Annotated in this window: 20 protein-coding genes, 1 tRNA gene and 2 pseudogenes; 13 read left to right on the top strand and 10 right to left on the bottom strand. The window is 29.7% G+C overall.

Features of this window, described 5'->3' with window-relative positions:
• Positions 1–328 precede the first annotated feature (328 nt).
• Positions 329–2023: a [Fe-Fe] hydrogenase large subunit C-terminal domain-containing protein gene (locus tag B2671_RS17050; protein ID WP_346871482.1), complete on the top strand. Its 1695-nt coding sequence runs from the start codon at positions 329–331 to the stop codon at positions 2021–2023.
• On the top strand, positions 2016–3185 hold the full coding sequence (locus B2671_RS17045; protein ID WP_346871481.1) for a SpoIIE family protein phosphatase: 1170 nt from the start codon (positions 2016–2018) through the stop codon (positions 3183–3185). Before B2671_RS17050 ends, B2671_RS17045 begins: the two co-directional genes overlap by 8 nt.
• A gap of 75 nt (positions 3186–3260) precedes the next feature.
• On the opposite strand, the gene B2671_RS17040 is transcribed toward B2671_RS17045, so the two are convergent.
• The 3 genes from B2671_RS17040 to B2671_RS17030 all read right to left on the bottom strand — a co-directional run bounded on the left by B2671_RS17040 (position 3261) and on the right by B2671_RS17030 (position 7052).
• Positions 3261–4979: a S8 family peptidase gene (locus B2671_RS17040; RefSeq protein ID WP_346871480.1), complete on the bottom strand. Its 1719-nt coding sequence runs from the start codon at positions 4977–4979 to the stop codon at positions 3261–3263.
• Positions 4976–6841 (bottom strand): S8 family peptidase, encoded by a 1866-nt coding sequence (locus B2671_RS17035; RefSeq protein ID WP_346871479.1) that lies wholly within the window; start codon positions 6839–6841, stop codon positions 4976–4978. Before B2671_RS17035 ends, B2671_RS17040 begins: the two co-directional genes overlap by 4 nt.
• A 124-nt stretch (positions 6842–6965) precedes the next feature.
• Positions 6966–7052, bottom strand: a tRNA-Leu gene (locus B2671_RS17030).
• Between the two features lie 158 nt (positions 7053–7210).
• On the opposite strand from B2671_RS17030, the gene glsA reads away from it, so the two are divergent.
• The 7 genes and pseudogenes from glsA (at position 7211) to B2671_RS17000 (ending at position 14258) form a co-directional block, all read left to right on the top strand.
• Positions 7211–8125, top strand: a complete 915-nt coding sequence (gene glsA, locus B2671_RS17025; RefSeq protein ID WP_035133689.1) for a glutaminase A — start codon at positions 7211–7213, stop codon at positions 8123–8125.
• Positions 8104–8268 (top strand): DUF554 family protein, encoded by a 165-nt coding sequence (locus tag B2671_RS17650; RefSeq protein ID WP_414632649.1) that lies wholly within the window; start codon positions 8104–8106, stop codon positions 8266–8268. Before glsA ends, B2671_RS17650 begins: the two co-directional genes overlap by 22 nt.
• A gap of 355 nt (positions 8269–8623) precedes the next feature.
• A pseudogene (polA, locus tag B2671_RS17020) lies at positions 8624–11203 on the top strand (DNA polymerase I).
• Positions 11190–11795: a dephospho-CoA kinase gene (gene coaE / locus B2671_RS17015; protein WP_346871478.1), complete on the top strand. Its 606-nt coding sequence runs from the start codon at positions 11190–11192 to the stop codon at positions 11793–11795. Before polA ends, coaE begins: the two are co-directional and overlap by 14 nt.
• A 52-nt stretch (positions 11796–11847) precedes the next feature.
• Positions 11848–12375 carry a lytic transglycosylase domain-containing protein gene (locus tag B2671_RS17010; protein WP_346871477.1) on the top strand — a complete coding sequence of 176 codons (528 nt, stop codon included), beginning with the start codon at positions 11848–11850 and terminating at the stop codon, positions 12373–12375.
• Positions 12376–12526: 151 nt separating this feature from the next.
• Positions 12527–12970 (top strand): DUF805 domain-containing protein, encoded by a 444-nt coding sequence (locus B2671_RS17005; RefSeq protein ID WP_346871476.1) that lies wholly within the window; start codon positions 12527–12529, stop codon positions 12968–12970.
• Positions 12971–13145: 175 nt separating this feature from the next.
• The gene (locus tag B2671_RS17000) at positions 13146–14258 is read left to right on the top strand and encodes a sensor histidine kinase (RefSeq protein ID WP_346871475.1); all 1113 of its coding nucleotides are present in this window, start codon (positions 13146–13148) and stop codon (positions 14256–14258) included.
• A gap of 67 nt (positions 14259–14325) precedes the next feature.
• Here B2671_RS17000 and B2671_RS16995 read toward each other — a convergent pair whose 3' ends face one another.
• The 7 genes from B2671_RS16995 to B2671_RS16970 form a co-directional block, all read right to left on the bottom strand.
• Positions 14326–15072 (bottom strand): ABC transporter permease, encoded by a 747-nt coding sequence (locus tag B2671_RS16995; RefSeq protein WP_035134259.1) that lies wholly within the window; start codon positions 15070–15072, stop codon positions 14326–14328.
• Positions 15072–15725 (bottom strand): ABC transporter ATP-binding protein, encoded by a 654-nt coding sequence (locus B2671_RS16990; RefSeq protein WP_346871474.1) that lies wholly within the window; start codon positions 15723–15725, stop codon positions 15072–15074. The genes B2671_RS16995 and B2671_RS16990 overlap by 1 nt, the downstream gene beginning before the upstream one ends.
• Positions 15726–15894: 169 nt before the next feature.
• The gene (locus B2671_RS16985; RefSeq protein ID WP_346871473.1) at positions 15895–17019 is read right to left on the bottom strand and encodes an ABC transporter permease; all 1125 of its coding nucleotides are present in this window, start codon (positions 17017–17019) and stop codon (positions 15895–15897) included.
• A complete protein-coding gene (locus tag B2671_RS17645; RefSeq protein ID WP_414632648.1) occupies positions 17019–17417 on the bottom strand; it encodes an ABC transporter permease in 399 nt (132 codons plus the stop codon). The genes B2671_RS16985 and B2671_RS17645 overlap by 1 nt, the downstream gene beginning before the upstream one ends.
• Before the next feature lie 718 nt (positions 17418–18135).
• On the bottom strand, positions 18136–19068 hold the full coding sequence (locus B2671_RS16980) for an ABC transporter ATP-binding protein (RefSeq protein ID WP_414632647.1): 933 nt from the start codon (positions 19066–19068) through the stop codon (positions 18136–18138).
• 172 nt (positions 19069–19240) lie between these two features.
• Entirely contained in the window at positions 19241–19867 is a 627-nt protein-coding gene (locus tag B2671_RS16975; RefSeq protein ID WP_346871472.1) for a response regulator transcription factor, read from the bottom strand.
• A gap of 216 nt (positions 19868–20083) precedes the next feature.
• Complete coding sequence (locus tag B2671_RS16970; RefSeq protein ID WP_346871471.1) at positions 20084–20623, bottom strand: rubrerythrin family protein; 540 nt, start codon at positions 20621–20623, stop codon at positions 20084–20086.
• A gap of 714 nt (positions 20624–21337) precedes the next feature.
• Here B2671_RS16970 and B2671_RS17640 point away from each other — a divergent pair.
• The 4 genes and pseudogenes from B2671_RS17640 to B2671_RS16950 form a co-directional block, all read left to right on the top strand.
• Positions 21338–21442, top strand: a pseudogene (locus B2671_RS17640) (CPC_1213 family protein); the annotation flags it as partial.
• A gap of 414 nt (positions 21443–21856) precedes the next feature.
• Entirely contained in the window at positions 21857–23779 is a 1923-nt protein-coding gene (locus B2671_RS16960; RefSeq protein WP_346871470.1) for a cell wall-binding repeat-containing protein, read from the top strand.
• A gap of 142 nt (positions 23780–23921) precedes the next feature.
• Entirely contained in the window at positions 23922–25070 is a 1149-nt protein-coding gene (locus B2671_RS16955) for a DUF3298 and DUF4163 domain-containing protein (protein ID WP_346871469.1), read from the top strand.
• 136 nt (positions 25071–25206) lie between these two features.
• On the top strand, positions 25207–26744 hold a 1538-nt coding region (locus tag B2671_RS16950), incomplete at its 3' end, for a glycoside hydrolase family 25 protein (RefSeq protein ID WP_346871468.1).

The following is a 26744-nucleotide window of genomic DNA, read 5'->3' as shown; positions in this document are numbered from 1 at the left end:
GTATGGTAAATATATTATTAACAATAAAGAGACGGAAAGACTTAAGAAAGAAATTGAAAAACTCACAGATAATATGTGGAAATAATAGTGTTAATCTAATCAAAAAGATATGTTAAGCATATATTTTTGATGGTAAACAATATACTTTATACATATATCCACTAAGAAAATAAACTCATAGAATAAATATTAGCACTTGGAATTTGAGTTTTAGTTAGAATTGACAATTATACTATTCGGCTATACAATTGAATTGTTAAAACTTTATCAAAATTGGTATTGTTAAATAGTTTGCATTATTTATTTTATGATAGGGGATAGATTTTCCATGGGTATACTGAAATTTAAAAAAGCTAATTGTAAGAACTGTTATAAATGCATTAGAAATTGTCCTGTTAAAGCTATTGAGGTAAAAAATCATCAAGCTCAGATTATTGAAAGAGATTGTGTTTTATGTGGTAATTGTATGGTTGTTTGCCCTCAGAATGCTAAAGAAGTTCGTAATGATGTATTAACTATAAAGTTTTTGATCAGGGATGGGAAACAGGTTATTGCTAGTATAGCGCCTTCTTATATTTCAAATTACAACGTTACTCAGTTTTCACAATTTGCTAATGTGATAAGAAAGCTTGGATTTAGTAATGTTTTTGAAACGGCAGAAGGAGCATACATAGTAAAAAGTGAATATGAAAATTTGATTAAAAATCATTGGAAAAATGTAATTATATCTTCATGTTGTCCTACGGTTGTTAAATTAGTTCAGAAGCATTATCCAGAAGCATTAAAGTATTTAGCACCTGTAATTTCACCAGTGCAAGCTCATAGTAAGTTATTGAAAAGTAATATGAAGGATGTTATTGTTGTGTTTATTGGTCCATGCATATCTAAAAAAGAAGAATGTGGAAGTGGAGAAGAATACAATGATATAACCATTACTTTTGAAGAACTAGATATTTGGATAAATGAAGAAGGATTAAAAATTGAAGATAATATAAACATAGATAAAAACACTTGTGTTTCAAGATTATTCCCCATTACTGGAGGAATTTTGAATACAATGAATAAAAGTTCTGAGTATAGCTATATTGCTATTGATGGTCTAGATAATTGTATAGAAACTCTAAAAGAAATAATTAATGATAATCTAGATAATTGCTTTATTGAAATGAGTGCATGTAGTGGTAGTTGTATAAATGGACCAGCATCATCTCATAACAAAGCATTACGAATATCTTCAATGAATAAGGTAGAAAGTATAGCATTGAATGAATGTAATCCTACTGATTTTGATTTGAAATATAGTATTGATACAAGTAGAAGAATTACAGATGAACAAGTAGTCGTTCAATCTCCTAGTGATAGGGAGATTAGCAGTATATTAAGAAAAATGGGGAAAAACAGTATTGAGGATGAATTGAACTGTGGAACTTGTGGGTATTCAACTTGTAGAGAAAAAGCAATAGCAGTAATTTTAGGAAAAGCAGAAATAAGTATGTGTTTACCCTATATGAAGGAAAAGGCAGAATCTTTTTCAGATAAGATTATAAGTGTTACACCTAATGCTATTCTTACTGTAGATACTAATTTAAAAGTTCAACAGATTAATAAATCAGCTTGTGATATATTTGAAATTCAAAATTCCAGAGACATTATCGGTTTTTCAGTATCTAGAATTTTGGATGAATTTGATTTTATAAAGGTAATAAGTAAAGAAGAGAATGTAGCAAATGAAAATGTTTACCTGCCTGAATACGGTAAATTTGTTAAACAGAATTTTATATATGATAAAAATAGCGGAATCGTTATTTGTATAATGAAGGATATAACTAAACTAAAACTAAAAAGAGAGAAATTGATTAAAGAAAAGACACTTAGAGCAGATATAACTGATAAAATTGTTGAAAAGCATATGTGTATTGTACATGAGATTGCATCATTACTTGGAGAAACAGCAGCTGAAACTAAAGTAGCACTTACAGACCTTAAAGAAGCAATACTTATGGAGGAAGAGGATTATGACTAATTTATTTTTGGAAAGTGGATTTGCAAGCTTTAACAAACATGGTGAATCTATCTCCGGAGATTTTTACACTACAATAAAAGGTAAAGATAAGACTACATTTGTATTGTCTGATGGGTTGGGAAGCGGTATTAAGGCTAATATACTAGCAACTTTAACATCAAAGATATTAGGCACCATGATGGCTAGTAATATGTCTATAGAGGAAAGTGTATATACAATAGCTAAAAGCTTACCAGTTTGCAAGGTTAGAAATATGGCATATTCAACTTTTACTATACTTCAAATTTATCAACGAGGCGATGCATATTTAGCACAATTTGATAATCCGTCAGTAATTTTAATTAGAGAAGGGAAAAACGTTGTATATGATTCAATGTGCAAAGTTATTTATGAGAAAGAAATATATGAAAGTAATATTAAGCTTTCTATAGGAGATATGATTATACTTTTAACGGATGGAGTTACAAGCGCTGGGCTCGGAAGAACTACAAAAAATGGGTGGAGAAGAGAAAGCATTATAGAATATGTTCAGAGATGGTATACTCCAGATATGTCACCACAAAGGATGGCTGCAACCATAGCAAATGCATCTATGGATTTATATTTAAATTCCCCAGATGATGATATAACCGTTGCTGTGTTTAAAATTTGTGAGAGAAAAGTAGTGAATCTTATGATAGGTCCACCAGAGCATAAAGAAGATGATAATAAGGTATTAAAACTTTTTTTTTCAAGAAAAGGTAAGAAGATAATTTGTGGAGGAACTACGGCTAAGATAGCAAGTAGATATTTAAATAAGCCTATTGTAATAAACAATAATACATTCAATGAGGAAACACCATCAACTGCGTATATTGAAGGAGTAGATTTAGTTACAGAAGGAGTTATAACTTTGGAAAAAGTTTTAGATATTGCTAAACAATATAGTATTACATCAAATATATCCTTAGATTTAAGGAATAAAATAGATGGAGCTTCCATGATAGCCAAAATTTTATTTGAAGAATCAACTGATATAAATTTTTTTATAGGGAATGCAATAAATCCTGTTCATGATGATTCCAACAGTCATATTAGCTATACTATAAAATTAGGAATAATAAGAGAATTAGAAAAGATACTTAGTTATATGGGTAAAAATGTTAAAGTGAGTATGTGTTAAAAAAGAATTTAAAAGAAGAAAAGTTACAAAACCCTAATCATAATATGTTTTATGATTAGGGTTTTACCAGTATAGTTAAATCATGTTTTGAAACATTTGAAGTATATTTAATAATCCATAGCCCCATTGAGGATTAGGATATATATCCCCAAGACGTTGTACAGCGCCTCTTGCAATATAGGTTTTTATACTTTGAGAATACATGTAGGGATCGTTAAGTCTAGTAAATCCCCATTCAAATAACATGGCACAAGCACCAGCAACAACAGCAGCAGCTACACAGGTGCCATTAACTGTTGCAATTTCATTGTTAGGAGCTACTGTTATAGCATTTACACCACCAGCTGCTATATCAACGTAATTAAATTTAAGGTCGTTAAAACCTGCACCAGAGTAGTTTAGAAGATAATTATTGTTTTGATTATAAGCTGCAACAGAGATTACATAGGGGGAATTGCTTGGATTAGTAGATGTTCCAAAGGGGTCTGAATAGCTAAAGTGAGTACCACCAACAGTTAAGCCCTCTTCTGGAATCCAAGCATTAAAGTTACCTTTTAAAACAGTATTTGTAATCAATCTAAGTTTCCATATACCTGATTGTATGTCATAAAATCTAATTCGTATTAATTCATCACCGGTAATATCTTCAGGTAAATAGTAATTAACTTTAACTGAAGTCTTTTCGAATATATAATCGTAATATTCTGTATCATTAATTACGGCCCCAATAATACCAGTGCTTTCACCAGAGGGAGATATAATTTCTACTGACATGATGTTAGGTGAATCTACCCAAATATCCATCCATAAACTATTTTGCTCTGGAGATACATCAACTTCTACTATATGAAGTTCTCCAGGTTCGGATAGTATTCCAGAAGTATGGCATCCTTTATCTCTTTGATTCCCAGTTGGAACAACAACTATAAATCCACTATTTTGGCTTAGAGACGCTATATACTGCTCTAAGATTCCAGTCCCCTTATGGTTACCTAAATTTGTACCAAGAGGAAAAAGAATAACCATTGGTTTAGACGAAGTTAAAGAATATCTATATAAAAATTCTAGGGCAGCAAAAATAGTAGTTATGTTATAAATTGGAACTTTAACATTAAATTGTGATTTATAGGAAAAATCTTCAATTAGTTTTACAATTACAAAATCGCAATTTTGGACTACACCCTTTAACTGAGGATTTTTACCAGTAGCTCCAATTATCCCAGCCATATTTGTACCATGACCAATTTCATCTATGGTTGGTACTATATCATAGGGAGATTTACCTTCTCTAGCTGCTTGTATAGCAGACTGAATATCATCTTTTTCATATAGAGTACCATATGGAATAAAATCATCTAAAGTTTTGCTTTTAGAAGGTATTGTTTGATCCCAAATACATTCTATTCTAGTTTCTCCATTATCCCTCATAAATTCTTCGCTTAAGTAATCTATACCGGTATCAAGAATTGCTACATTGACACCACTCCCATTTAAGGTTAAAGGGAGGCCTAACTGTAAAAAGCCTGCTTGAGAGGCCTCTGTAGGGGTAATCTGTTGAAGGGTATACATTTCAACTGGTTTTACATATACAATGGAGGGATATTCAGGGTCACCAACAGATATTTCTACGTTTTTAGGCAGAGATATGATTGCATACCTATCATTAATTATAGCTAAATAGTGACTCGGCTCTTGAGTGATGTCTTGTTGAATATTTCCTTGATACTGAACAATATAATGATCGTAATTTATATCATAAAAAATGTTATCCGGAACACCTAAATGTCGCTTCATATAAAATCACCTACAATACATTTTGGAATTCTTATAAATATATTATTAGTAGTATATACAATATAATCATCACTTTGATTATACTCATTACAAGTGTGGGTTCTATTAAGAGATATATTTGTAGAATAGGATCTACTTATAAAGTTAAAAACACCTAATAGGTCTAAATATCCATATCCTAACTCATGATTAGGAAAACGGTAATAACTGCTCCTAGCTGCACCATGCATTAGATAATTTCTAATTTTTTGAGAATACATAGTTTGATCATTGCCATTAACAATCCCCCATTCTAATAATATTGCACAGGCTCCTGCAACTATAGCAGTTGCAGCAGAACTACCAGACATTGTGGTAGGGCCACCAGTAACTTTTGTAGTTAAAATATTTATGCCTAAAGTAGCTATATCAGGATTGATTAGGTTGTTGGTATTGAAACCTCTTCCGGAAGTGGAAATTAAAGCATTATCTTCACCATAATAAGAAACAGTAACAATATTAACAGCTGTGGATGGTTCAGTTAGTGTATTTAATGGGTTAGGTTGAAGAAATTCGGTACCGCTGGGTAAAGTACTATGGGGTTGTAGCCAAATATCATATCGTCCATCAATTAAATATTCTCCTGTTAGCCTAAAGGTCCATATGCCGGGTTTTATGTCATAAAATTCTACATGGATAACTTCATGGCCAGTAAAATGTTCAGGATTAAAATATAGAACTCTTGATCTAGTGTTCAAGAATACAAATTTAGTATTCTGTTCATTAACATCTGTGGATTTTAATAGGCTAGAGCTTTCACCAGTAGGAGATACTATGACTAAAGAAGCTCTGTTTGGCTTTTTAACCCATATGTTAAATGTGAAAAACTTCATTTCTTTAGTAATTCTAAGTTCTAGGGATGAGGGATCATTTTTATTTTTAATATAACCAGTAGCATGGGTTTGAGCAGCTCCTTCATTTCCGACGCCAGCAATGATACATATTCCTCTAATAGTACCTATAGAGGACATATATCTAGAAATCAAGCTATTTCCATCGTGGCTACTTTCTGTAGAACCTAAGCCTAAATATATGACCATAGGTCTTTTAAGTTCAATAGCAACATTTTTTAAATATTCGACTCCAGATACGATTTCACTGGCATTATATACTGGAGTATACTCTATGCCATTTTCTAGTAAGGTTTTTCTAAAATTAGTAGATTCAAAGAGCTTTACGATTACAAAGTCACTGTCATTAGCTATACCTCTTATATTAGAGTTATTACCTCTGGCACCTATAATCCCTGCAACCTGTGTACCATGTCCAATAGTATCTTTAGATGGCACGATTGCATAAGGATCTTCATTGTTTTTATAAGCTTTAATTGCTGCATTAATTTGTTCATTAGAATAAGTAGTACCCATATATGTGGTAGAACTATTGTTTGATATAGTTTGATCCCAAAGGCTAACTATTCTTGAGGTATCATCTTCTCTAATGAATTCCTCATTAAGATAATCTATACCTGTATCTACAATACCTATTAGAACTCCTCTACCAGTTAAATTCAAATAAGGATTTATTAATATGGAATTTATGTTGCCCACNNCCACAGAAGGAGGGGAAGTAGATTTTGAAGTTTCACCTAATACAAACATTTTTCTAAAATCGAAGAAAGTAATTTGGGGAACTTCTTTTAACAATCTATTCATTTCTAAATGGGACACTGCTACTACAGCTAGATTATCTGTAATTACATCACCACAAGCATAGGATATTTTATCTATTTGGTTTTTAAACTCATCTTTATTTTTATATTGAACAAGAAAATTAGATACACTTTCATCGTAATATAAACTACAATCTCTTGAATTAATCATAGATACTCCCAATAATAATACTTTATAATATTATTATATTTCAGTTTAAATATTTCATGATATTATTTGATAAAATAAGTTTATAATATAAAAAAACCTCTTGATTAATCAAGAGGTTTTTTACTGGTGCCGGTGACCGGGGTCGAACCGGTACGGTGTTGCCACCACGGGATTTTGAGTCCCGCACGTCTGCCAATTCCATCACACCGGCTAGTACATTTAGTATTTTACCACAATATCCTAAGGATTACAATAGTATTTTTACCTTAGATAAGGATAATACTGAAGTCAATATTTAAGTATTGAAAAATGGATACTTGATTACTATAATAAAACTGTAAGAAATTAAATCAGAAGGGAGACATGATAATGAAGAGAATCTTGGAAAATATAATTGAAGATTGTAGAAAGTGGACAAGTAAAGGTGAAGTGGCTTCATATATACCAGAACTAGCAAAAGCTAATCCTGAAGCTTTAGGTATTTGGGTTACCAATTTAGGCGGTGAAGAATATTTTGCAGGTGATTGGGATATTAAATTCACAATACAAAGTATGTCTAAAGTAATAACCTTAATGTTAGCAATCTTAGATAATGGTACAGAATACGTTTTCACTAAAGTTGGAATGGAACCTACAGAGTCAGGGTTTAATTCCATAACTAACTTGGAAACTCATGAACAAAAACAACCATTGAATCCTATGATAAACGCAGGAGCTATTGCAACAGTGTCTTTAATTAATGGAGAAACAGCTGATGAAAAAATAAATAGAATACTTAATTTTACAAGAAAAATAACTGGAAATGATGAGATAGGTATAAATTACAATGTGTATGAGAGTGAAAAGAAAACTGGAAATAGAAACAGAGCATTAGCTTATTACATGAAGGGTAATGGCATAATAGAAGGTGATGTAGAGGAAATTTTAGATGTCTACTTTAAAGCTTGTTCTATGGAGATAACTTGCAAAGATATAGCTAGGATAGGAGCTATGCTTGCCAATGATGGAGTTCTTATAAATAATGAAAGAGTTATATCCAGAGAGGCATGTAGAATAGTTAAAACCATAATGGTTACTTGTGGTATGTATGATGCATCTGGAAAGTTTGCTGTACATATAGGAATTCCAGCAAAGAGTGGAGTAGGCGGTGGAATAATGGCTGCAGTACCTAGGAGGATGGGAATTGGAGTTGTAGGTCCTGCTCTTGATGCTCAGGGAAATAGCATAGGTGGAATCAAGATTCTAGAAAAATTATCCCATGAATTAGATTTAAGTATATTTTAGAAATTGAAAAACAATGTAAGGATAAGAATGCATCTATTGCAGAAATGACTTGTATTGGTTCACTTTTAATTAGTGCTTTAGACTTAAATATGATGAAGATATCAAAATTTAAAGTTATGAATTATTTACTAGAAATTTTTTAACCAGTTATTATTTATTTGTTTATATAAATATTTAGTTGTATTTAGAAATATATTTTTGCATTTAGTAAACCTTCTAAGATATAGAAAATCTATATCTTAGAAGGTTTATTAAATTCCATTTTATTAAATAAAACCTGTATTATACTCATAATGCAGATAAATGAAAACTTATATTTAAAAATTATAAGTTTTATTGTTAATACCATGAAGTAATGATATAATCATTTATCAAAAGAATCCTGTTTATTTACTTGACTTTAGACTCAAAAAAGTAAAGAATAATGATAGGGGATAATAAGAAAAAATAAAGGAATTCAATAAAAGCGATTAAATAATTTGAATGGATGTGATTAAAATTAATAGAGAAAGCTTAGCTGTTTTAGATGGAAATAGCTTACTATATAGAGCATTTTATGCTATACCAGAACTTACAACAAAAGAAGGCGTTTATACTAATGGAGTATATGGGTTTTTAAATATGCTTCTTAAAATTAAAGAAGATATAAATCCAGATTATATTGTAGCTACCTTTGATAAATCTTCTAATACATTTAGACATAAGGAATATGAAGATTATAAAGCAGGAAGGAAGAAAACACCTCCAGAGCTTTCCATGCAATTTCCTATAATAAGAGAAATATTATCCAAGATGGGAATAAGTGTATTTGAGTTAGAGGGATATGAAGCAGATGATTTAATAGGTACTATATCTGTTTTAGCAGAAGAAGAAGGTATGGAAGTTTATGTGGTAACAGGAGATAAAGATGCTCTTCAACTAGCCACAGATAACGTTAATGTAGTTATAAATAAAAAAGGAATTACAGAAAAAGAGATATATAATAAAGAAAGATTTATTAAAGATTTTGGGGTAACACCTACTCAATATATAGATGTGTAGGGCCTAATGGGAGATAAATCAGATAATATTCCAGGAGTTCCGGGGATAGGGGAGAAGACTGCATTTAAGTTAATTAAGGAATATGGTAGCATAGAAGATGTTTTAATGAATATATCTAATATCAGTGGTAAAAAACTTAAAGAGTCTCTTCAAGAGTATAGTGAACAAGCAATTTTTAGTAAGAAGTTAGCTACAATTATTACTAAAGTTCCTGTAGAAATACCTATGGAACAGTTAAAAACTAAAGGAAACTTTAACAATAGTCAAGTTAGAGATATGTGTCTAAGATTGCAATTTAAATCTCTTCTTAATAAATTTGAAAATCTTTCACAAGATAGTTCTGAAACTCCAGAAAATCAAAGATTAGAAGTTGTTGATTATAAAGTTATAAATCAAATTAAAGATTTGAATGATGTTATACCTAATATAAAAAATAGGGTTTTTGTAAAGTTATATGTGGAGGATACAAGTAATTTTGACAAAACTATGGTGAAGACCATAGGCATATTGTCAGAAGGTCAGGTGTATCTACTTTATTGTGATAAATTGCTAGAAGAAGATAGGGAAGGCTTTATAAAGGCTATGAAGATAATTTTTCATAATTCTAGCCTTGAAAAAGTTACCCATGGTATTAAATATGGATATACTGCTTTTTTAAAGCTTGGTATTGATTTAGACCTAGTAAATTTTGATGTGGAAATAGCAGCTTACTTATTAGATTCATCAAAATCAGAGTATTCCATAAAAATACTTTACGAAGAAAGACTAGGAAAGACATTTAACGGAGATGAATACTCCTTTAAAGCTAATGAAATTGTAGCTCTTGAGAAAATATATACAATCTTAAAAGAGGAAATTAAAAATGAAGATATGGAANNGGAAGGGTTTAATATCAATAGAAAAGAATTGGAGAATCTAGGGACTAAATTTAGTGGAGAGATTGATACTCTTACAAAAGAAGTATACCATTTGGCAGGGGAAGAATTTAATATAAATTCTCCTAAGCAACTTGGAAAAATATTATTTGAAAAACTAGACCTACCAGTAATAAAGAAAACTAAAACAGGTTATTCCACAAATGCGGAAGTATTGGATGCTTTAAAGGATAAACATGAGATAATAAATAAAATTTTATATTTTAGACAAATTACAAAATTATACTCTACCTATATAGAGGGACTTAAAAATGTAATAGATGAAGATGGAAGGATACATTCCAACTTTACTCAAACTGTAACTACTACTGGCAGATTATCTAGTACAGAACCTAACCTTCAGAATATACCAATCAAAAATGAGAATGGAAGATCAATAAGAAAGGTTTTCATACCACACAATGAAGATTCAGTAATTTTGTCAGCGGATTATTCACAAATTGAACTTAGAGTTCTTGCGCATATTTCTGAAGATGAAAATATGATAAAAGCTTTTAGAAATAGTTTAGATATCCATACTTCTACAGCATCAGAAGTATTCAATGTGCCAATTGAAAATGTAACTAAGACAATGAGAAGTAATGCAAAGGCTGTTAACTTTGGAATTGTTTACGGAATAGGTGATTTCAGCTTGGCACAAGATTTAGGAATAACACGAGGAGAGGCTAAAAAGTATATTGATACATACCTTGAGAGATATGGGAATGTACAAAAGTATATGGATAGAGTAATTGAAGAAGCTGAAGAAAATTCTTATGTAACAACACTTCTTCATAGAAAAAGATATATTCCAGAAGTAAAATCTTCTAATAAAATTGTAAAAGCTTTAGGAAAAAGATTAGCTATGAATGCACCTATTCAGGGTAGTGCAGCAGATATTATAAAGATTGCTATGGTGAATGTTGCTAATGAGCTTAAATCAAAACAACTTAGGAGTAGATTAATTTTACAAGTTCATGATGAACTTATACTTAATGTATATAAGGATGAACTTGATTTAGTAAAGGATATAGTTAAGAAGGAAATGGAGAATGTACTAGATCTTAAAGTTCCCCTAGATGTAGATATTTCTATAGGAGACACTTGGTATGAAGCAAAATAATATACTAAGAGTAGGTTTAACAGGGGGCATTGGATGTGGAAAGAGTACCATAAGTATGATTTTTAGGGAAAATAATATTCCTGTTATTGATGCAGATGAAATTTCTAGAAAAGTACTTGTGAATCATCCCAATATTTTATTAGAAATAAGAAGAGCTTTTGGTGATGAATATTTTGATGAAAATGGTGAGTTTCTAAGGCGTAAAATGGGAAATCTAATATTTTCTGATAAAAGTAAAAAAGCTCAATATGAAAATATAATAATGCCTCATATTTTTCATGATATATTTAGTGAAATAAATAAATATAATGATATAGGAGAAGAAATGTGCATAGTAGATGCACCTACATTAATAGAAAGTAAACTTCATACTTATATGGATAAGATAATAGTTGTTATTGCCAGTGAAGAAATACAGTTAGAGAGAGTTATGAGACGAGATGATTTTTCAATGGAAGAAGCAACTATAAGAATAAATAATCAAATGAGTACAAAAGAAAAATGTAAGTTTGCAGACTTTATCATTGATAATAGTGGAAATCTGCAAGAAACTAGGATTAAAGTGATGAAGGTAATAAGCAAGCTTAAATAGATTAGGGGGAAAAATGACTTATAAATCTAATAAAAGGACCAGGAAGAATATATTGATAATAGTTATAGCTGTAATTATTATTGTTAATTTTAAAGTTATACTAAAAAGCTTTTTTCCATTAGAGCATGAAAAAAGTATTATTGAATATAGTGATATGTACAATGTAGATCCGAATTTAGTAGCAGCAGTAATTAATACAGAAAGTAAATTTGTAGTAGATGCAAGCTCATCAAAGGGAGCAATAGGATTAATGCAGATAATGCCGAGTACAGGAGAATGGATAGCCAGGCAACTAAATATAGAAAATTTTTCTATAGAAATGTTGAAGAATGAAGATGTGAATATAGAAATGGGGTGTTGGTATCTAAATTACTTAAAAAATCAACTTAAATATACAAATGAAATGCTAGCAGCGTATAATGGTGGCATAGGGAATGTATGTAAATGGCTTCAGGATCCTAGATATTCCAAGGATGGAGAAGTAGTTCACACAATACCATTTAAAGAAACAGTAAACTATATAGAAAAAGTAGTTGTAGTTTATAATGAATATGTAGACTTATATAAAAGTAAAAAGTAATATTTATATAGAACTATGTTGTAGTATTAAAATAAACCTCTGGGGATTATTAAAATAATTTCCAGAGGTTTATTGATTTTAGTTATAATATTTGAAAATGTGTATAGAATTATAGTAGGTTGATGTAAAATACTGTTAATGAGGTGATGAAATGAGTGATGACTTATTTTTACTTAACAAAGGAATAGGAAGAAAAAAATATAGTATATATGTACTAGCTTTTTTAATAGGATTTATAATTTTAGAGATTATTGGAACATTTATTACTTTTAAACTTGAAAAAACTGATAATGGGTTGCTAATAGCGGCTTCCATGTCTTTTCAGATTACCCTGATAGTTTTTATAAATATAATGTTATTCATTTTAAGTTATAAAAGATTTAAGGATATAAATTTATCAGGTGTATTTGGAATACTTGCAGCTCTTATATTTGTTCAAATCCCAGTGATAATATTTCTAATGTTTTTTAGAGGAAAAGAAAAATATGAAAAACAAAAGGAGAAAAGTATGGTAAATACCCTTGAGGAAAATGCAACAATAACTCTATGTGAGGGAGAAGAAATAGAAGTCACAGAATCTAATTTAGGTCAATAATAAAGAGGCTTTTACAAAATAAACTAATGGAAATAAATGTTGAGCATGTATTTTAATCTAAGTACATGCTCAACATTTTAAATAAGATTAGTAATATATTTTGAGAAAGCCTTTATTATTGTGATAATATATATATATATATATATATTTTTTTTTTTGAAAAGGTGGAAATTGCATGCTTAATAACAGGGATGATTATTTTCTCAATATAAAATTACTTGGGCTCATATTTAGTATCTATGTATATATAAATTGTGGCGGCTTCCAAAGCTCTATAATTATAGGATTACTGTGTTTTATAATAATAAACATAGCTTTATATTACTTAGAGAATATTAAGATAAAGCTATGTTTATCAGCCATGTCTTTCTGTATTTCTTATGGACTAGGCATAAAATACAACAGTATATTTTTCGTATTAATACCATTTACTTTTTTTGATATAGGTATACTAATAAATATAAAGCTTAACTATTCTTTTATAGGGAGTATCATATTTACAACCATGATACCAAAAGATATAGTTATGAATTATTTATTGTTTGTAATATTTTACTATATAGCAGCAAAGATATTAATTAATAAAGTAAGTAAAATAGATAAAATATGGAAAGAAAACTTAATGTTAAGAGAGAAAATAGACAAGTATACTAAAGAGGTAGAAAAAGAAAAAAATTATTCAAAACAGATAATATATACCACAAAGTTGGAAGAACGAAATAAGCTATCAAAGGAAATGCATGACAAAATTGGACATACTATAGCTTCTAGTTTAATGCATCTAGAAGCCACAAAGGTAGTAATAGATAAAGATAAAAATGAAGCTAAAAATATGATAAATACAACTATTCAAGTTCTAAGGGAAGGTATGGATGATATTAGAAAAACTTTAAAAATAATTAAGCCTTCCGAGGAACAATTAGGTATAAATAGAGTGAAATCTATAATGGACGATGCTTTTAGTCATAATAGTTATGGATATACCTTTAATCACTCTGGAAATATAGACAAGCTTACCTATAGTCATTGGAAGTGTATAATTAATAACCTAATGGAGGGAATTACAAACATAAAAAAACACTCTACCGGTAACAGTGTTTCTTTAAATATTGAAGTTCTAAATAAGATTGTAAGAGTGTCTATAAAAGATAATGGTGATGGAGCAGTGAATATAAAAAAGAGCATTGGACTTAAGGCAATGGAGGAGAGAGTAATAGACCTTGGAGGGAATATTAGTTTTAATGGAGAAGATGGATTTACTATAATAATGATTCTTCCTTTATCATAACAGGGCAATTTAATAAGGGATTGCCTAAATAACTATTTAATTTATTTGGACAATCCTTATATTAATACTATATTTTTAACTGAGATCTTTCATTAAAGAAGCTTTTGTAGGATATATAGGTTGCTATTAAGGTAGCAATGGAGGTTGAAGATAATATCATAAAGGTAACCATTATTTGAAATTTAATTGCCATAAGTGGAGATGATCCAGCTAAAATTAATCCAGTCATCATCCCAGGAAGAGATACAATGCCAAGGGTTTTAGCAGAATCAATGGAAGGCATAATTGAGAGTTTTATACTATCTTTAAGAATCTCTTTAGATGCAACCTTAGCTGTAGCTCCAAGGGCAAGTTTAATTTCAACTTCATTTCTCTTGCTACTAAAGGTAGTATTAAGGTTTTTGTAACTAAGATTTATGGCAACCATAGAATTACTGACAACCATACCGGCTACAGGTACTATTTCATTAGGGATAAAGTTAATAGCACCAGAAAGTACTAATATAGAAAGGGTTATAAAAGCACCTGAAAATAGAGCAATAAAGGATGTTCTAACAGGTTTTTTTATATTCTCACTACGCTTTTTGGTGTTAAGCGCTGCGTTTATAATCATTAGTATAACTAATAAAATAGTGAATATAGGATTTTCTAAGCTAAATACAAATTGAAGTATATAGCCTACTATAACTAATTGTATTATGGCCCTAACCATGCTAATAAGTATATCTTTACCTAGTCCTAAATCTTCTTTATAGGAGATGAAGATAGGAATACAAATTAGTACTGAAGAAACTATAAGGGATAGAGTACTCATTAAAATCCCTCCTTAGAAATTATTGTTCCATCTTCTATAATAATCTTTTTATTGCTTAAGTCCTTTATTTGAGATAAATCATGGGTAATCCATAAGATTGTATGACCTTTATTATTCATATCCTTCATAATATGCTCAACTAAAAGTTTATTTTCTTTGTCTAGTGCTGAAGTAATCTCATCTAGTAAGAGAACAGGACCTGCATGGAGAAGAGAGCGAATAAGGGAAATTCTTTGTTTCTCACCACCAGATAATTTGTTTATATCTTTACTTAAGTATTCCTTGTCTATATTAAACTTTTCTAAAAGCATATATATTTTCCTATCATCTATATTTTTCTTTCTAATTTCATAGGGAAAAGAAAGATTATCATAGACAGTATTACCAAACAAATAAGGTTGTTGGAAAAAATAATTTATTTCACTGCGCAGTTTAAGAGGGGGGACTTCAGAATAATCCTTATCTCTCAGGTATATATGACCAGAGGTTGGTGAAATTAAGTCCCCTAAAATTCTCAGTAAGGTTGATTTGCCACCACCAGAAGGACCTGTGATAGTTATAAAATCTCCTTCATTGATTTCTAAATTAATGTCCTTTAGAACTTTTGTATTAGCATCTTGAAAAGAAACATTTTTTAAAGATAATATACTCATTATATCCCTTCTTTCAAAGTAAAATTAAAAAATATTATTGCTTAATTATATCATTTAAAGATAAGAATACATATATAAAACCTCACTAATAAATTAAAGTTCTTAGTGAGGTTTTATTATAATGGTCTTTAATACAGTATTTATAATACTTACATTAAATATAAAACTTTTATTGAAGTTTGAACTTAAGCTTATAGGCTGAAGCTAAAAATAGCGCAATGGAGAAGAGTAATAATATTCCCAAATTAATAATAATAGAATCTGTTCCCATACCCATCTGAAGTTTAGTTATCCCATTCATTACCCAGTACTGAGGAGTGAAGGGAGCTATAAATCTAACACTTTCAGGTAAAAAATTAATGGTAGTAAAAGCACCTGATACCATGGTAGTGATAGTAATTACAATGTTAGAAAACATACCATATCCCTTAGAATTAAAAAATAAAGCTATGGAAAAAGTACCAAAGGCCACGGTAACTAGGGCTATTCCTAATAATAGAAGAAACAGAGGAATAAAGCTCACTCCGGTATATATATCTACAAAATAATTTAGAGTTATAAGGGTAATTAGAAGTTGAAAAGCTAAAAGTGAAAAGTTTGCTAAGATATTTCCTCCAATATATTGAAAGGAGGTAACTGGCGTAGTAAATATTCTATAGTAAGTTTTATTCCATCTTTCTGATAATATTATATAAGATATAGAAGATGCCCTCATCATGAGAAAGAAAATTACAAAGGCAATTGCAGTTTGAGTTAAATCAAAATCATTCTCTAAATCTGATAAGGTTTTAGAGGTTATTTTAACTGGATCATCACTAAATTTTAATAAAAGTTTTTCATATTCATCATTGCTTTTATTAGAATTAATGCCCAAGTTATATAAATCTTCTACTTGAAGATTTACTATGGAGGTAATAGCATCACCCATAGAACTGTCTTTTTCAGAAAGTACATTAATCTTTTTAGGAGTTCCATTTATAATACTTTCTTCAAAATCTTTAGGGATTTCAATGGTGACAGGAATAGATGTCTCCATCATAGTTGATTCAACAGTAGAGCTTTCAAGAGGTACTGTACTAATTGAAGAATTATTACTTAAACTACTTATTAAAAGCTTTGATGAATTAGAGCTATCTTCATCTATAATCCCAATCTTTACAGTTCCATTGCTGAAACTAAATAATTTTATACTAAACATTATTATTAATATAGGAATAAATAGCTGTATTATAGAAAGCTTATCTTTAAATATAAGCCTTAGATTTTTTTCAGCCATAACTAATAAAATCTTCATTAATAAGCCTCCTTTTTATTTGATATAGAGAAAGTAAAAGCTAAAAATAAAATTCCCAGTGCTACAGAGTAGAGAATACTTATATAAAACTTAGAATAGTCCTCATAAAAAGCTATGGAAAGAATAGATTTATTTATTAAGGTTAAAGGTGAAATATAGCGTACTATATCAAGGAGCTTATTACCATCTTCTAAATATATATATCCTCCACCTAAAAAGGTCATAACAGGTATAATTAAGGTATTAAGAAAGAAGGAACCATGTTTTTCTTCCTTAAAAATATATCCAAGTAAAATCCCAAGGGTAGTGCCAAAGAAATTTAAAGATAAAAGGAGTGCTATAACAGAGAAGTAATCCTCACCCCAATAAGCTTTTAAAATAAATATGGAGTAAAGCATTGCAGGAATTAGTGATATCATNNTCAATAAAAATTGAAGTAACTTTAGTTAGTATATAGGAATTTTTAGAAAGGTTCCCTTGAAAGCACCTAGCTTCTATTTTGTTTCTTCTATTATTATAAATGGTATAAAACCCATAGCCCGAACCATAAAGTACCATCATGGTTATTTCTACGATGCCATAATAATCATAGGAGGTAAATCCTTTTTTAGGCTGAAATTCAGTAGCAGTGGTAAAGCCTTCTTCTAAGGTTTCAATATTACCATTGGTAATACTTTTTAGAGTGACTTTTTTAGATATGGAAGTTAGCATACTTATAACTATATTTGTGGAATATTTATTCTTAGAATTTTTATAAACTATAATATTTTTATCCTTAAGTTCTAGGAATATAGAATTAGCGGTTTGAACTTCTTTTTGACCTTCTTCTACAGATGAAATTTCTTTAAAGGTTATATTATTTTTTTTCCCCAGTTCTAAGAAATTATTTAATATAAGTTTTTCTTCACTATAATCAGAAGTGGTAGAAAGATTGTTCACATATATAACTGTTTTAGGTTTAAATTCATAGCTTGAAGAAAAGGCTCCACTTAAAGTTATTCCAAGGGTAGTCATAAGTAATATAGGGAAAATTATCATGGATAACATGGAGGTCTTATCCCTAAGTAGGTCTAATATATCATAATAAACAACATTTAAAAATTTCATAATTTCCTCCTAATCCCTAAGCTTTTTGCCAGTTAAAGTTAAGAATACATCTTCTAAATCTAAGGTTTTATAACCCATATTTCTAATTTCTATATTATTAGAAGTAAAAAAGTTAATAATGGAACTCAAATTTGATACATCTTTACTGGAGGTTATCAGTACTTTATTTTCATTTAAGGAATAACTTTTTACTCCCTTTATTTCCAAAAGCTTTTCTAAAACAGATTTATTAATATCATAGCCTTCAATTTCTAAAGTGGAATTATCTGAAATTAAAGAGATTAAATCATCCTTAGTTCCTTTTGCTATAAGTTTTCCATTATCCATAATAACAATTTTATTACACAGTTGTTGAACTTCTTCCATGTAGTGAGATGTATAAATAATAGTGCAACCTTCTTTATTAAGGTCCTTTGCCATATTTAATATATGGTTTCTAGATTGAGGATCTATTCCCACGGTAGGTTCATCCATAATTATAATTTCAGGCTTATGAGCTATGGCACAGCCAATATTTAATCGACGCTGCATTCCACCAGATAGATTTTTACACTTAGTTTTTTTATGATCCTGTAAAGAGGTAAAATCTAGAGCATAGTTTAAACCTTCTCTTAAAGAAGCTCCCCTTAACCCATAAAGTTTTGCAAAAAAATTAATGTTTTCTTCTACTGTAAGGTTTTCGTATAAAGATATGCATTGAGGTACAATACCCATGCGAGCCTTTATTTCTGGTCCATACTTATAAAGAGACTTTCCAAAGATTTCTACATCACCTTTAGTAGGCTTCAATATGGAGGTGATTATATTTATAGTGGTAGTTTTACCTGCACCGTTAGGACCTAAAAGACCTAGAATTTCACCTTTTTCAATGGATAGAGTTAAGTTATCTACAGCAATATTATCACCAAAGTTTTTAGTTAGGTTTTCTATATTTATTAACATTATAACAACCCCTTTTTAAGCTAAAAAATTATTAAGTATTTTATAAAATTCTTATTGATATTTCTTAGCTGAAATTTAAATATAATTAGAATATCCTATATTAAAATTATATAAAAAACCTTTCCCACCAATAAGTGGAAAAGGTCATAACTTTATATGACTTTAGTCATACTTAAATTTTTCCTTTTAAATAATAAACTGCAATTTGGGTTCTATGCTTTAAATTAGTTTTAGTTAATATGTTTGTAATATAATTTTTCACAGTACCTTCAGAGATATATAGCTTTTCAGAAATTTCCTTATTACTTAAACCTTCAGCAATGGATTCTATAATTTCCACTTCTCTTTTAGAAAAATTATTCATAGTAAGGTTAGGACTTACTGGAGAAGTTTTAGAAAGAAGCTTATCTATAATTCCATTTTCCACTACGTCACTTCCGTTATGAACTACTTTTATAGTGTTAATAATAGTATTAGGAGAATTGCTTTTTAACAAATAACCCTTTGCTCCATTCCTTAATGAAGAAGAAATATATTCATCTTCATCAAAGGTGGTTAATATAATGACTTTAGTTAATGTGACTTTACAAATCTCCTTAGTTGCCTCTACACCATTTAATTTAGGCATACGAACATCTAAAAGTGCCACATCTACAGAGTTATTACAGCAATACTTAATAGCTTCCAAACCATTTTCACAAACGTGTACAACATTTAACTCCTCATCCATGGATAATATAATTTTTAAACTTTCTCTTATCAGTGCATCATCATCACAAATTAAAATTTTAATACTCATAATAACTCCTATAATAAATAAATAAATATAAATTTTTAATAAAAAATATTATATGTTCAATTAATATATAGTAGGAGATTAAAATTAATATGTATAAGTTTAACTCCATAGTATATAAATTAAATAGTTCTATAAAAATCATTAAAAACCTTTATATAATAAAAATAAAATAGCGAGATTACCCTGGGGGTGGGTATCTACGCTATTTTAAAGTGGTTAATCTAGAGGGTTACAGTATGGCTCAAACCATCCTTGAGGGAATTTACAAAGAGGACATACTATAGGGGCAGTGTCGCCTTCATGAATATATCCACAGTTAGTACATTGCCATAGAGAATCAGAATCCCCTTTATACAATGTTGAGCTAAGTAATCTGTTGTAAAGAGCACGGAATCTTAAATCATGCTCAGCTTCTACTTCGGCAAGTTCTTTATAGAAGTCTGCTATTTCTTCGAACCCTTCCCTTCTTGCGACTTCTTCATATTCTTTATAAATTGCAGTAGCTTCAGCAGTTTCGCCCATAAAGGCATTCATTAAGTTTTCTTCTGTAGAGTTTACTTCATCTAGAAATTCACCATAGACTCTTCTAGCATGAGCAAGTTCATTAAATGCAGTTTCATCAAAAACTTGAGCTACATAGTGAAGACCTTCACTTCTAGCTTTTTCTGCATACAATGTATATTTAGTGTTAGCCTTACTCTCTCCAGTAAAAGTCTTTTTCAGATTTTTTTCAGTTTGGCTTCCGTAAAATTCCATGTAAATCTCCTAAAAAGTACTATCTATATATAATATATTAGTAGGTACTTTAAAGGTTACAAAAAATAGACTATGAAACAGTAAATTACGTTTCATAGTCTATTTTTTATTTATGCACTCATCAATATCCATAATAAATCCTTACATAAAAAATTTACTCTTCATAGTAACTAAAACAATAAAATAAGCAATTTTTATAATGTGGTAGATCACTTTCAAGGATAACATGACCATTGTCAGGCATCTTTGAATAGAATTTCTTAGTACCATCTTCAAATCTANNAGCCTTTTGAATAGTTCATTAGCTAGTTCATAATCAATAGGCTTAATTATTCTCCATGTATCATTTAGACTTACATGCTTATCTTTTGCAAGTTTTACACGTCTATGAATGATAAATTTTTCTGGACCTCTAAGCTCTAAAGTATGCCCTTCAGCATTAATAGCTCTGTAAGTTGGATGAGAATCTAAAATTTGAAAAGCTTCTAAAGTTGATAAATTGTATTCCATCATATAATACCCTCCTTTAAATTATTTTTTATAATAAGTTTACTCTTAATATATGAGTATAATACTATAATTATATCATAATATGATTATAAGTGGAGGTAAATATTGTAAAATACATTATCTTTAATTCTAAAAGTTTTAAAAAGTATAAACTAAAGATTTGTGGTTATTCTAATATTACAAAGGGGTGATACCGTGACAAATATGAAAAGAACACAAAATAATAAAAAAGAAGATGGACATTTTAAGAAGAAAAATATAAATCATGATCCTCAAGTAGAAAGTGCAAAAGCTGTATTTAATGGGCCTAAGGTTGAATACAATGGTCCTAAAGCAAAGGAGCATGATCCAAAGGATTTTATTATTTAAAGTAAGAATTAAAAGGTATATCATAGTGATGAAAGTCATTAGGATATACCTTTTATAAGTTATAGCTCTAATTAATTCCATTACTACTAGCTTTAATACTCCATCTTAAGCTAGGAACTCTATTTACCAAGATTTAAATTCATATTAATTATTATATGAGGAAGCTATATTATAAAAGTTTACAAATTACTCCTAATTTATATGTTATAATGTATAAGTAACACTGTAAAAGTAAAAATTCCACATAATTTATCAAAAATCAAAAGGATATGAATGATATATGTAGAATAAAATTAATGGTGACTATATTTTAGTTATAAAATGTATAATTATGGATAACAGGGGGAAAGAAGAGTGAAAAGAAGTAAAAGTCGTATTAGAAAGCTACTATGTGCAATAACTGCAATGTTAACAATTACTATGGTATCTCCAGTTAGTAGATTAGCTGCAGCAGAAGATGGTGGCATAAGTAATACAGAAAGTCAATTACAAACCATACTAAGTGAAAATGAAGGGGCTAATTTACAAGTGAAAAATGGATTATCCATTGATGTTGGACAAGCAATTGACCATACTAGCCTTTTAGTAGAAGAAGAAGCTTCAATTCCTTTTAAATTAAGTTCCAGAGATGAAAGTATAGTCAAAGTAGACGAAAATGGCAAATTTGTAGGGGTAGCTTCAGGGGAAACCTTTGTAACCCTTGAAAGTGAAGGCGGTACTTATGTTTATGAAGTAATCGTAAAAGAGCCAACTAAAGAAGTAGCATCAGCTAGAACTTTAACAGCAACTACTGGAAAAACTATTACAACTAATAGTAACTATAGAGTATTTATCGATGCAGGACATGGTGGTGATCCGCGATATGGTGGTGATCCAGGAGCTTGTGCAAATGGATTAGAAGAAAGACATTTAACTTTAGCTATAGCTCTTAAGGTTCAAAGAATTCTTCAAGCTCAAGGAATAGAAGTAGTAATGAGTAGAACTACGGATAAGTTTTTGGAACTTAGAGAAATTAGTTCCCTTGCTAATAATTCAGGAGCTGATGCCTTTGCATCCATTCATATAAATTCAGCAACTACAACTGCTGCCTATGGAATTGAAACTTTTTATTATCCAAATAGAATGGATTCAAAGCCGCTTGCGGATTCTGTACAAAAACAATTAATAAGTAGTACAGGAGCTTATGATAGAGGGGTAAAGACTGCTGATTTTCATGTGGTTAGAGAAACTAAAATGCCATCAATTTTAGCAGAATGTGGTTTTATAAGTAATAAAAGTGAAGCGCTTAAAATGAGTACTAATGCTTATCAAGAATTATTAGCCAGTGGTATAGCTAATGGTATAAATAATTATTTAAAAGCTAATGTAACCCTTTCTTCAACCCCAGGAGAGAGAATATATGGAGCTACAAGATTTGAGACATCTTATCTAGCAGCAAAAAAAGGATGGACGACTTCAGATACGGTAATAATAGCACCGGGAATGAGTTATCCAGATGCATTGTGTTCAGGACCACTAGCAGCAAAAAATAATGCACCAATTTTACTAGCAAGAAATGAATCTTTAAGTAGTCAAAGTGAGTTAAAAAACTTACTCTCTAGTTTAAAGGTAAAAAAAGCCATTATAGTTGGGGGACCTACTGTCCTTTCAACATCCTTTGAAAATGAAATTAAGTCTATGTCTATATCTACAGAAAGATTAGGTGGGTTAAATAGATATGAGACCTCTGTAAAAATTGCGCAGGCAGTGGGTACTAACGGTGAAGTAGCCATTGCAACCGGTGCAGGATTTGCAGACAGCCTTTCTATATCAGCTGTGGCAGGGATAAGAAGAATGCCTATACTTTTAACTGAAAAAAGTGTATTAACAGGTACAGTGAAAAATTATTTAGATAAGCAGTCTATTACTAGAAGTTATATAATAGGGGGAACCACTGTTATATCAGATAGTGTAGCTAAAAGTGTAAAAAGTCCAGAGAGAATTGGTGGAGCTAATAGATACGAAACTAATGAGAAAATTTTCAACAGATTTAAAGGAAGTTTAACTAGTAGTGAAATGTTTATGGCTCTAGGTACAAATTTCCCAGATGCTCTTTCTATTTCAGCTTTAGCAGCACAAAAAAAATCTTTTGTACTATTAACAAATACAACTGCTGTAGAAACACCAGTAATGAATGTAGTTACACAAAATAGAGATAGAATAAGTAAAATGTATATAGTAGGTGGACCACAGTTTATAACAAGTACTATATTAAATAAATTAAGAATTAAATTATAAAAAAATTAATTTTAAAAAATGTCTTAACTAAAGGTTAAGGCATTTTTTTATTAAAAATTAACAGGTGTACACAGTATTTATATGGGCAAACTAATATAAAGTTATTTTACTTAAAATATATTTTATAGAAGGGAGAAATGTTATGAGGAAAGTTATATATTTAATTTTAGTTTTATTATTAACTACTAATTTTCATGGAGCATTTGCCATAGATACACACAGTGATCCAGATTCAGTAGAGATATCTTTACCAAGAATGGTTAATAATATACTGAAAGATGAAGAAGGTGCCACAATAGAAAACGAGGAGAAAGTATATTCTAATAAGTATGTATCTGTAAATATTAATAAGCCCATTGTAAAGCTTGATAAAAACAAAGAAGCAGAAGAACTTATAAATAATAAGATATCAAAAAGAATTAATGACTTTGAAGAATATATAACAAAGCTATCTATTAGAGATAATGAGTATAATATAAAAGTTGGATTAGAACCAAAACCCTATGTAATTAATGTAAATAATAATGTGACTTATAATAAGAATAATATCCTTTCAATAACACTAAATCTATATAGTTATACAGGTGGAGCTCATGGATCTTCAGTAGATGAGTCCTTTAACTTTGATATAAATACAGGAAATAGAGGAGTCATTGAAGATTTCTTGGGTAATAATAGGAATTATAATAAAATTATTTTAGACAATGTAAAAGCTACTATAAATAAAAATCCTGAATTATATTTCAAAGAAGCTGTAGATAAACTAAATGTAATCCCTTATAATCAAAAGTTCTTTTTAACAAATAAAGACTTAGTTATATACTTTGATGAATATGAAATTGCTCCCTACGTAGCAGGAATTCCTAAATTTTATATACCTCTAAGTAAATTTCCTAAAGGTTTAAATAAAGTAAATATTCAAGTTGAAGCCCCAATAATAAAAACAATAAATTATGAAGAAAGTAGTGAAGATTTTAACCAGTACTTATGTTATCCTAAAATTGAAAATATGATAAACAAGGATATAGAGGTGAAAATTAATAAATATATTGAAGATGAAGTTTTTAAATTTATAAAAGATATAAAAGCATCAAACTCTCAAAATAAGGATTCTGATAAATATGTAAAGGGAGTTACCACCTACTACAAGAGTGTATTTAAAGACAAAAACACCTTAATTTTACATATAACCTATTCAGGAAATAATAGAAAGGATGAAAACATTTTGTTAAACAATAAAATATATGAGATAAACTTACAGAGTGGAGAAATTAAAGTAAAAAATCAGTAGATAATTAGGTTCTATATATTAATATTTAATAAGAAAATATATACATTAATCTTATATATTTAAATAAAAATGTTGTAACACATTGGATATATGACTAGTAATATAATAAGTGAAGCATTCAATTTCGGAGGAGAGTATGCAAAATAAAACTAGTCGTAACATAATAGGTCCTGATTTAAATGAATATAGGGGCGATGTAAATTATACTCTACTTGCAACACAAACCCCATATGCTTATTTACGTGGTTCTGGTTATGGTACTGGTAGATTTAGAATAGACAGAAAATTTTTTGAGTATGTAAACGGATTAAGAAATGTGGGAGTAAAAACAGGTGCATATCACTATGCAGTACCTTCTACAGATTTAACTACCGCAGATGTTCAATGTGATGGATTTATAGACGTGCTACAACAAGCTTACGGACCAGGAAGATATGGAGATCTTTTCCCTGTAATTGACATTGAAGCACCACTAGATAAATCTATATCTACAGATGCTTTACTAGATTGGGTAGACAGATTTAGAAAGAGATTTGAAAGAAAAACTAGAAGAAAAATGATGTTATATACTGGAGCATTTTTTATTGATTTATATAATAATTTCTACCATACAAAGAAAGGCTTTATTCTAGCAGATATGCCACTTTGGATTGCTATGTATCCAGAACTACCATCAAATCCTCCATTTCCAAGGGATCAAGGTGGATGGACTAGATGGAGGATGTGGCAATTTACTGAAACGGGAACTATGCCTGGAGTAAACCCACCAGTAGACTTAAACTATGGACCAGAAAATTTAGATTTATTAACGCAACCTAGAAATGTAAGAGATTTTAGAGCAGTAGCAACAGGCCAAGAAATAAGAATGAATTGGACCCCAAATACTGATATAGATTTAGGTGGATATAATATATTCATAAACTCCAACTATGTAACTACATTAGGCAGAGATGCTAACTCCTATGTTTTAAAACTAGCTAATAAACCAAGTCTAGGTGAAAGGTATATAATGTCTATTGAAGCCTTTGATACCGATGGAGATTTTTCACAACAGAGAGCTAGTGCTAATGTTACCTTTGGCAGAGATTTAGTATTAAGTAATGAAAATTCACGTGAATGTCAATGCAATAACAGATGGGATATAGATGCTCATGTTGATGTGAAATCTGTAGAATTTAAGGATCCTGTAGATAGTTTAGCAAAAAGATTTATTAAACCTGTTGAAAGAAAAGAAGATTTTGATATGTATGATGATTTTGTAGAAACAGATGATGAATTTGATGATATTTTATATATGAAGAGATTAGAAGCTGAAAGAGCATATAGAAAATATTATGATAATAGGGACTCTAGGGATAAATTTGGTCTTTCTGAAATCAATAGAGAGTGTAGAACAGAGAACTCTTATAAAAAGTTAGATAAGAAATGTGAAAATCCTTGTCCAAGATGTAATAAAAACTATGAGGAGCATCACGAGGAATATGATAAGTGGAATGAAGATCAGTATGATGATATTAAAAAAGAAGTCCATGATGACAATGATATAATAGATAGAAATAATTTTAAAGAACGCATAGGCTATGAAGAAATAGACTATGAAGAAATAGATACAAAAGGTATAGAACAAGAAGAAAATGATATTTTATTAGAGGATGTTGAGAATAGTAAAAGATA

The sequence above is a fragment of the Clostridium sp. UBA5119 genome (assembly GCF_002414285.1).
Lineage (GTDB): Bacteria > Bacillota > Clostridia > Clostridiales > Clostridiaceae > Clostridium_J > Clostridium_J sulfidigenes.
The sequence above is the reverse complement of the archived record's forward strand: the minus strand, read 5'-3'. Positions and strand labels throughout refer to the sequence as shown.

Bases quoted from the DNA above. Each gene is read 5' to 3' on its own strand.
- B2671_RS17050 (WP_346871482.1), top strand. From the start codon at position 329: ATGGGTATACTGAAATTTAAAAAAGCTAATTGTAAGAACTGTTATAAA.
- B2671_RS17045 (WP_346871481.1), top strand. From the start codon at position 2,016: ATGACTAATTTATTTTTGGAAAGTGGATTTGCAAGCTTTAACAAACAT.
- B2671_RS17040 (WP_346871480.1), bottom strand. From the start codon at position 4,979: ATGAAGCGACATTTAGGTGTTCCGGATAACATTTTTTATGATATAAAT.
- glsA (WP_035133689.1), top strand. From the start codon at position 7,211: ATGAAGAGAATCTTGGAAAATATAATTGAAGATTGTAGAAAGTGGACA.
- coaE (WP_346871478.1), top strand. From the start codon at position 11,190: ATGAAGCAAAATAATATACTAAGAGTAGGTTTAACAGGGGGCATTGGA.
- B2671_RS17005 (WP_346871476.1), top strand. From the start codon at position 12,527: ATGAGTGATGACTTATTTTTACTTAACAAAGGAATAGGAAGAAAAAAA.
- B2671_RS17000 (WP_346871475.1), top strand. From the start codon at position 13,146: ATGCTTAATAACAGGGATGATTATTTTCTCAATATAAAATTACTTGGG.
- B2671_RS16995 (WP_035134259.1), bottom strand. From the start codon at position 15,072: ATGAGTACTCTATCCCTTATAGTTTCTTCAGTACTAATTTGTATTCCT.
- B2671_RS16990 (WP_346871474.1), bottom strand. From the start codon at position 15,725: ATGAGTATATTATCTTTAAAAAATGTTTCTTTTCAAGATGCTAATACA.
- B2671_RS16985 (WP_346871473.1), bottom strand. From the start codon at position 17,019: ATGAAGATTTTATTAGTTATGGCTGAAAAAAATCTAAGGCTTATATTT.
- B2671_RS17645 (WP_414632648.1), bottom strand. From the start codon at position 17,417: ATGCTTTACTCCATATTTATTTTAAAAGCTTATTGGGGTGAGGATTAC.
- B2671_RS16980 (WP_414632647.1), bottom strand. From the start codon at position 19,068: ATGTTAATAAATATAGAAAACCTAACTAAAAACTTTGGTGATAATATT.
- B2671_RS16975 (WP_346871472.1), bottom strand. From the start codon at position 19,867: ATGAGTATTAAAATTTTAATTTGTGATGATGATGCACTGATAAGAGAA.
- B2671_RS16970 (WP_346871471.1), bottom strand. From the start codon at position 20,623: ATGGAATTTTACGGAAGCCAAACTGAAAAAAATCTGAAAAAGACTTTT.
- B2671_RS16955 (WP_346871469.1), top strand. From the start codon at position 23,922: ATGAGGAAAGTTATATATTTAATTTTAGTTTTATTATTAACTACTAAT.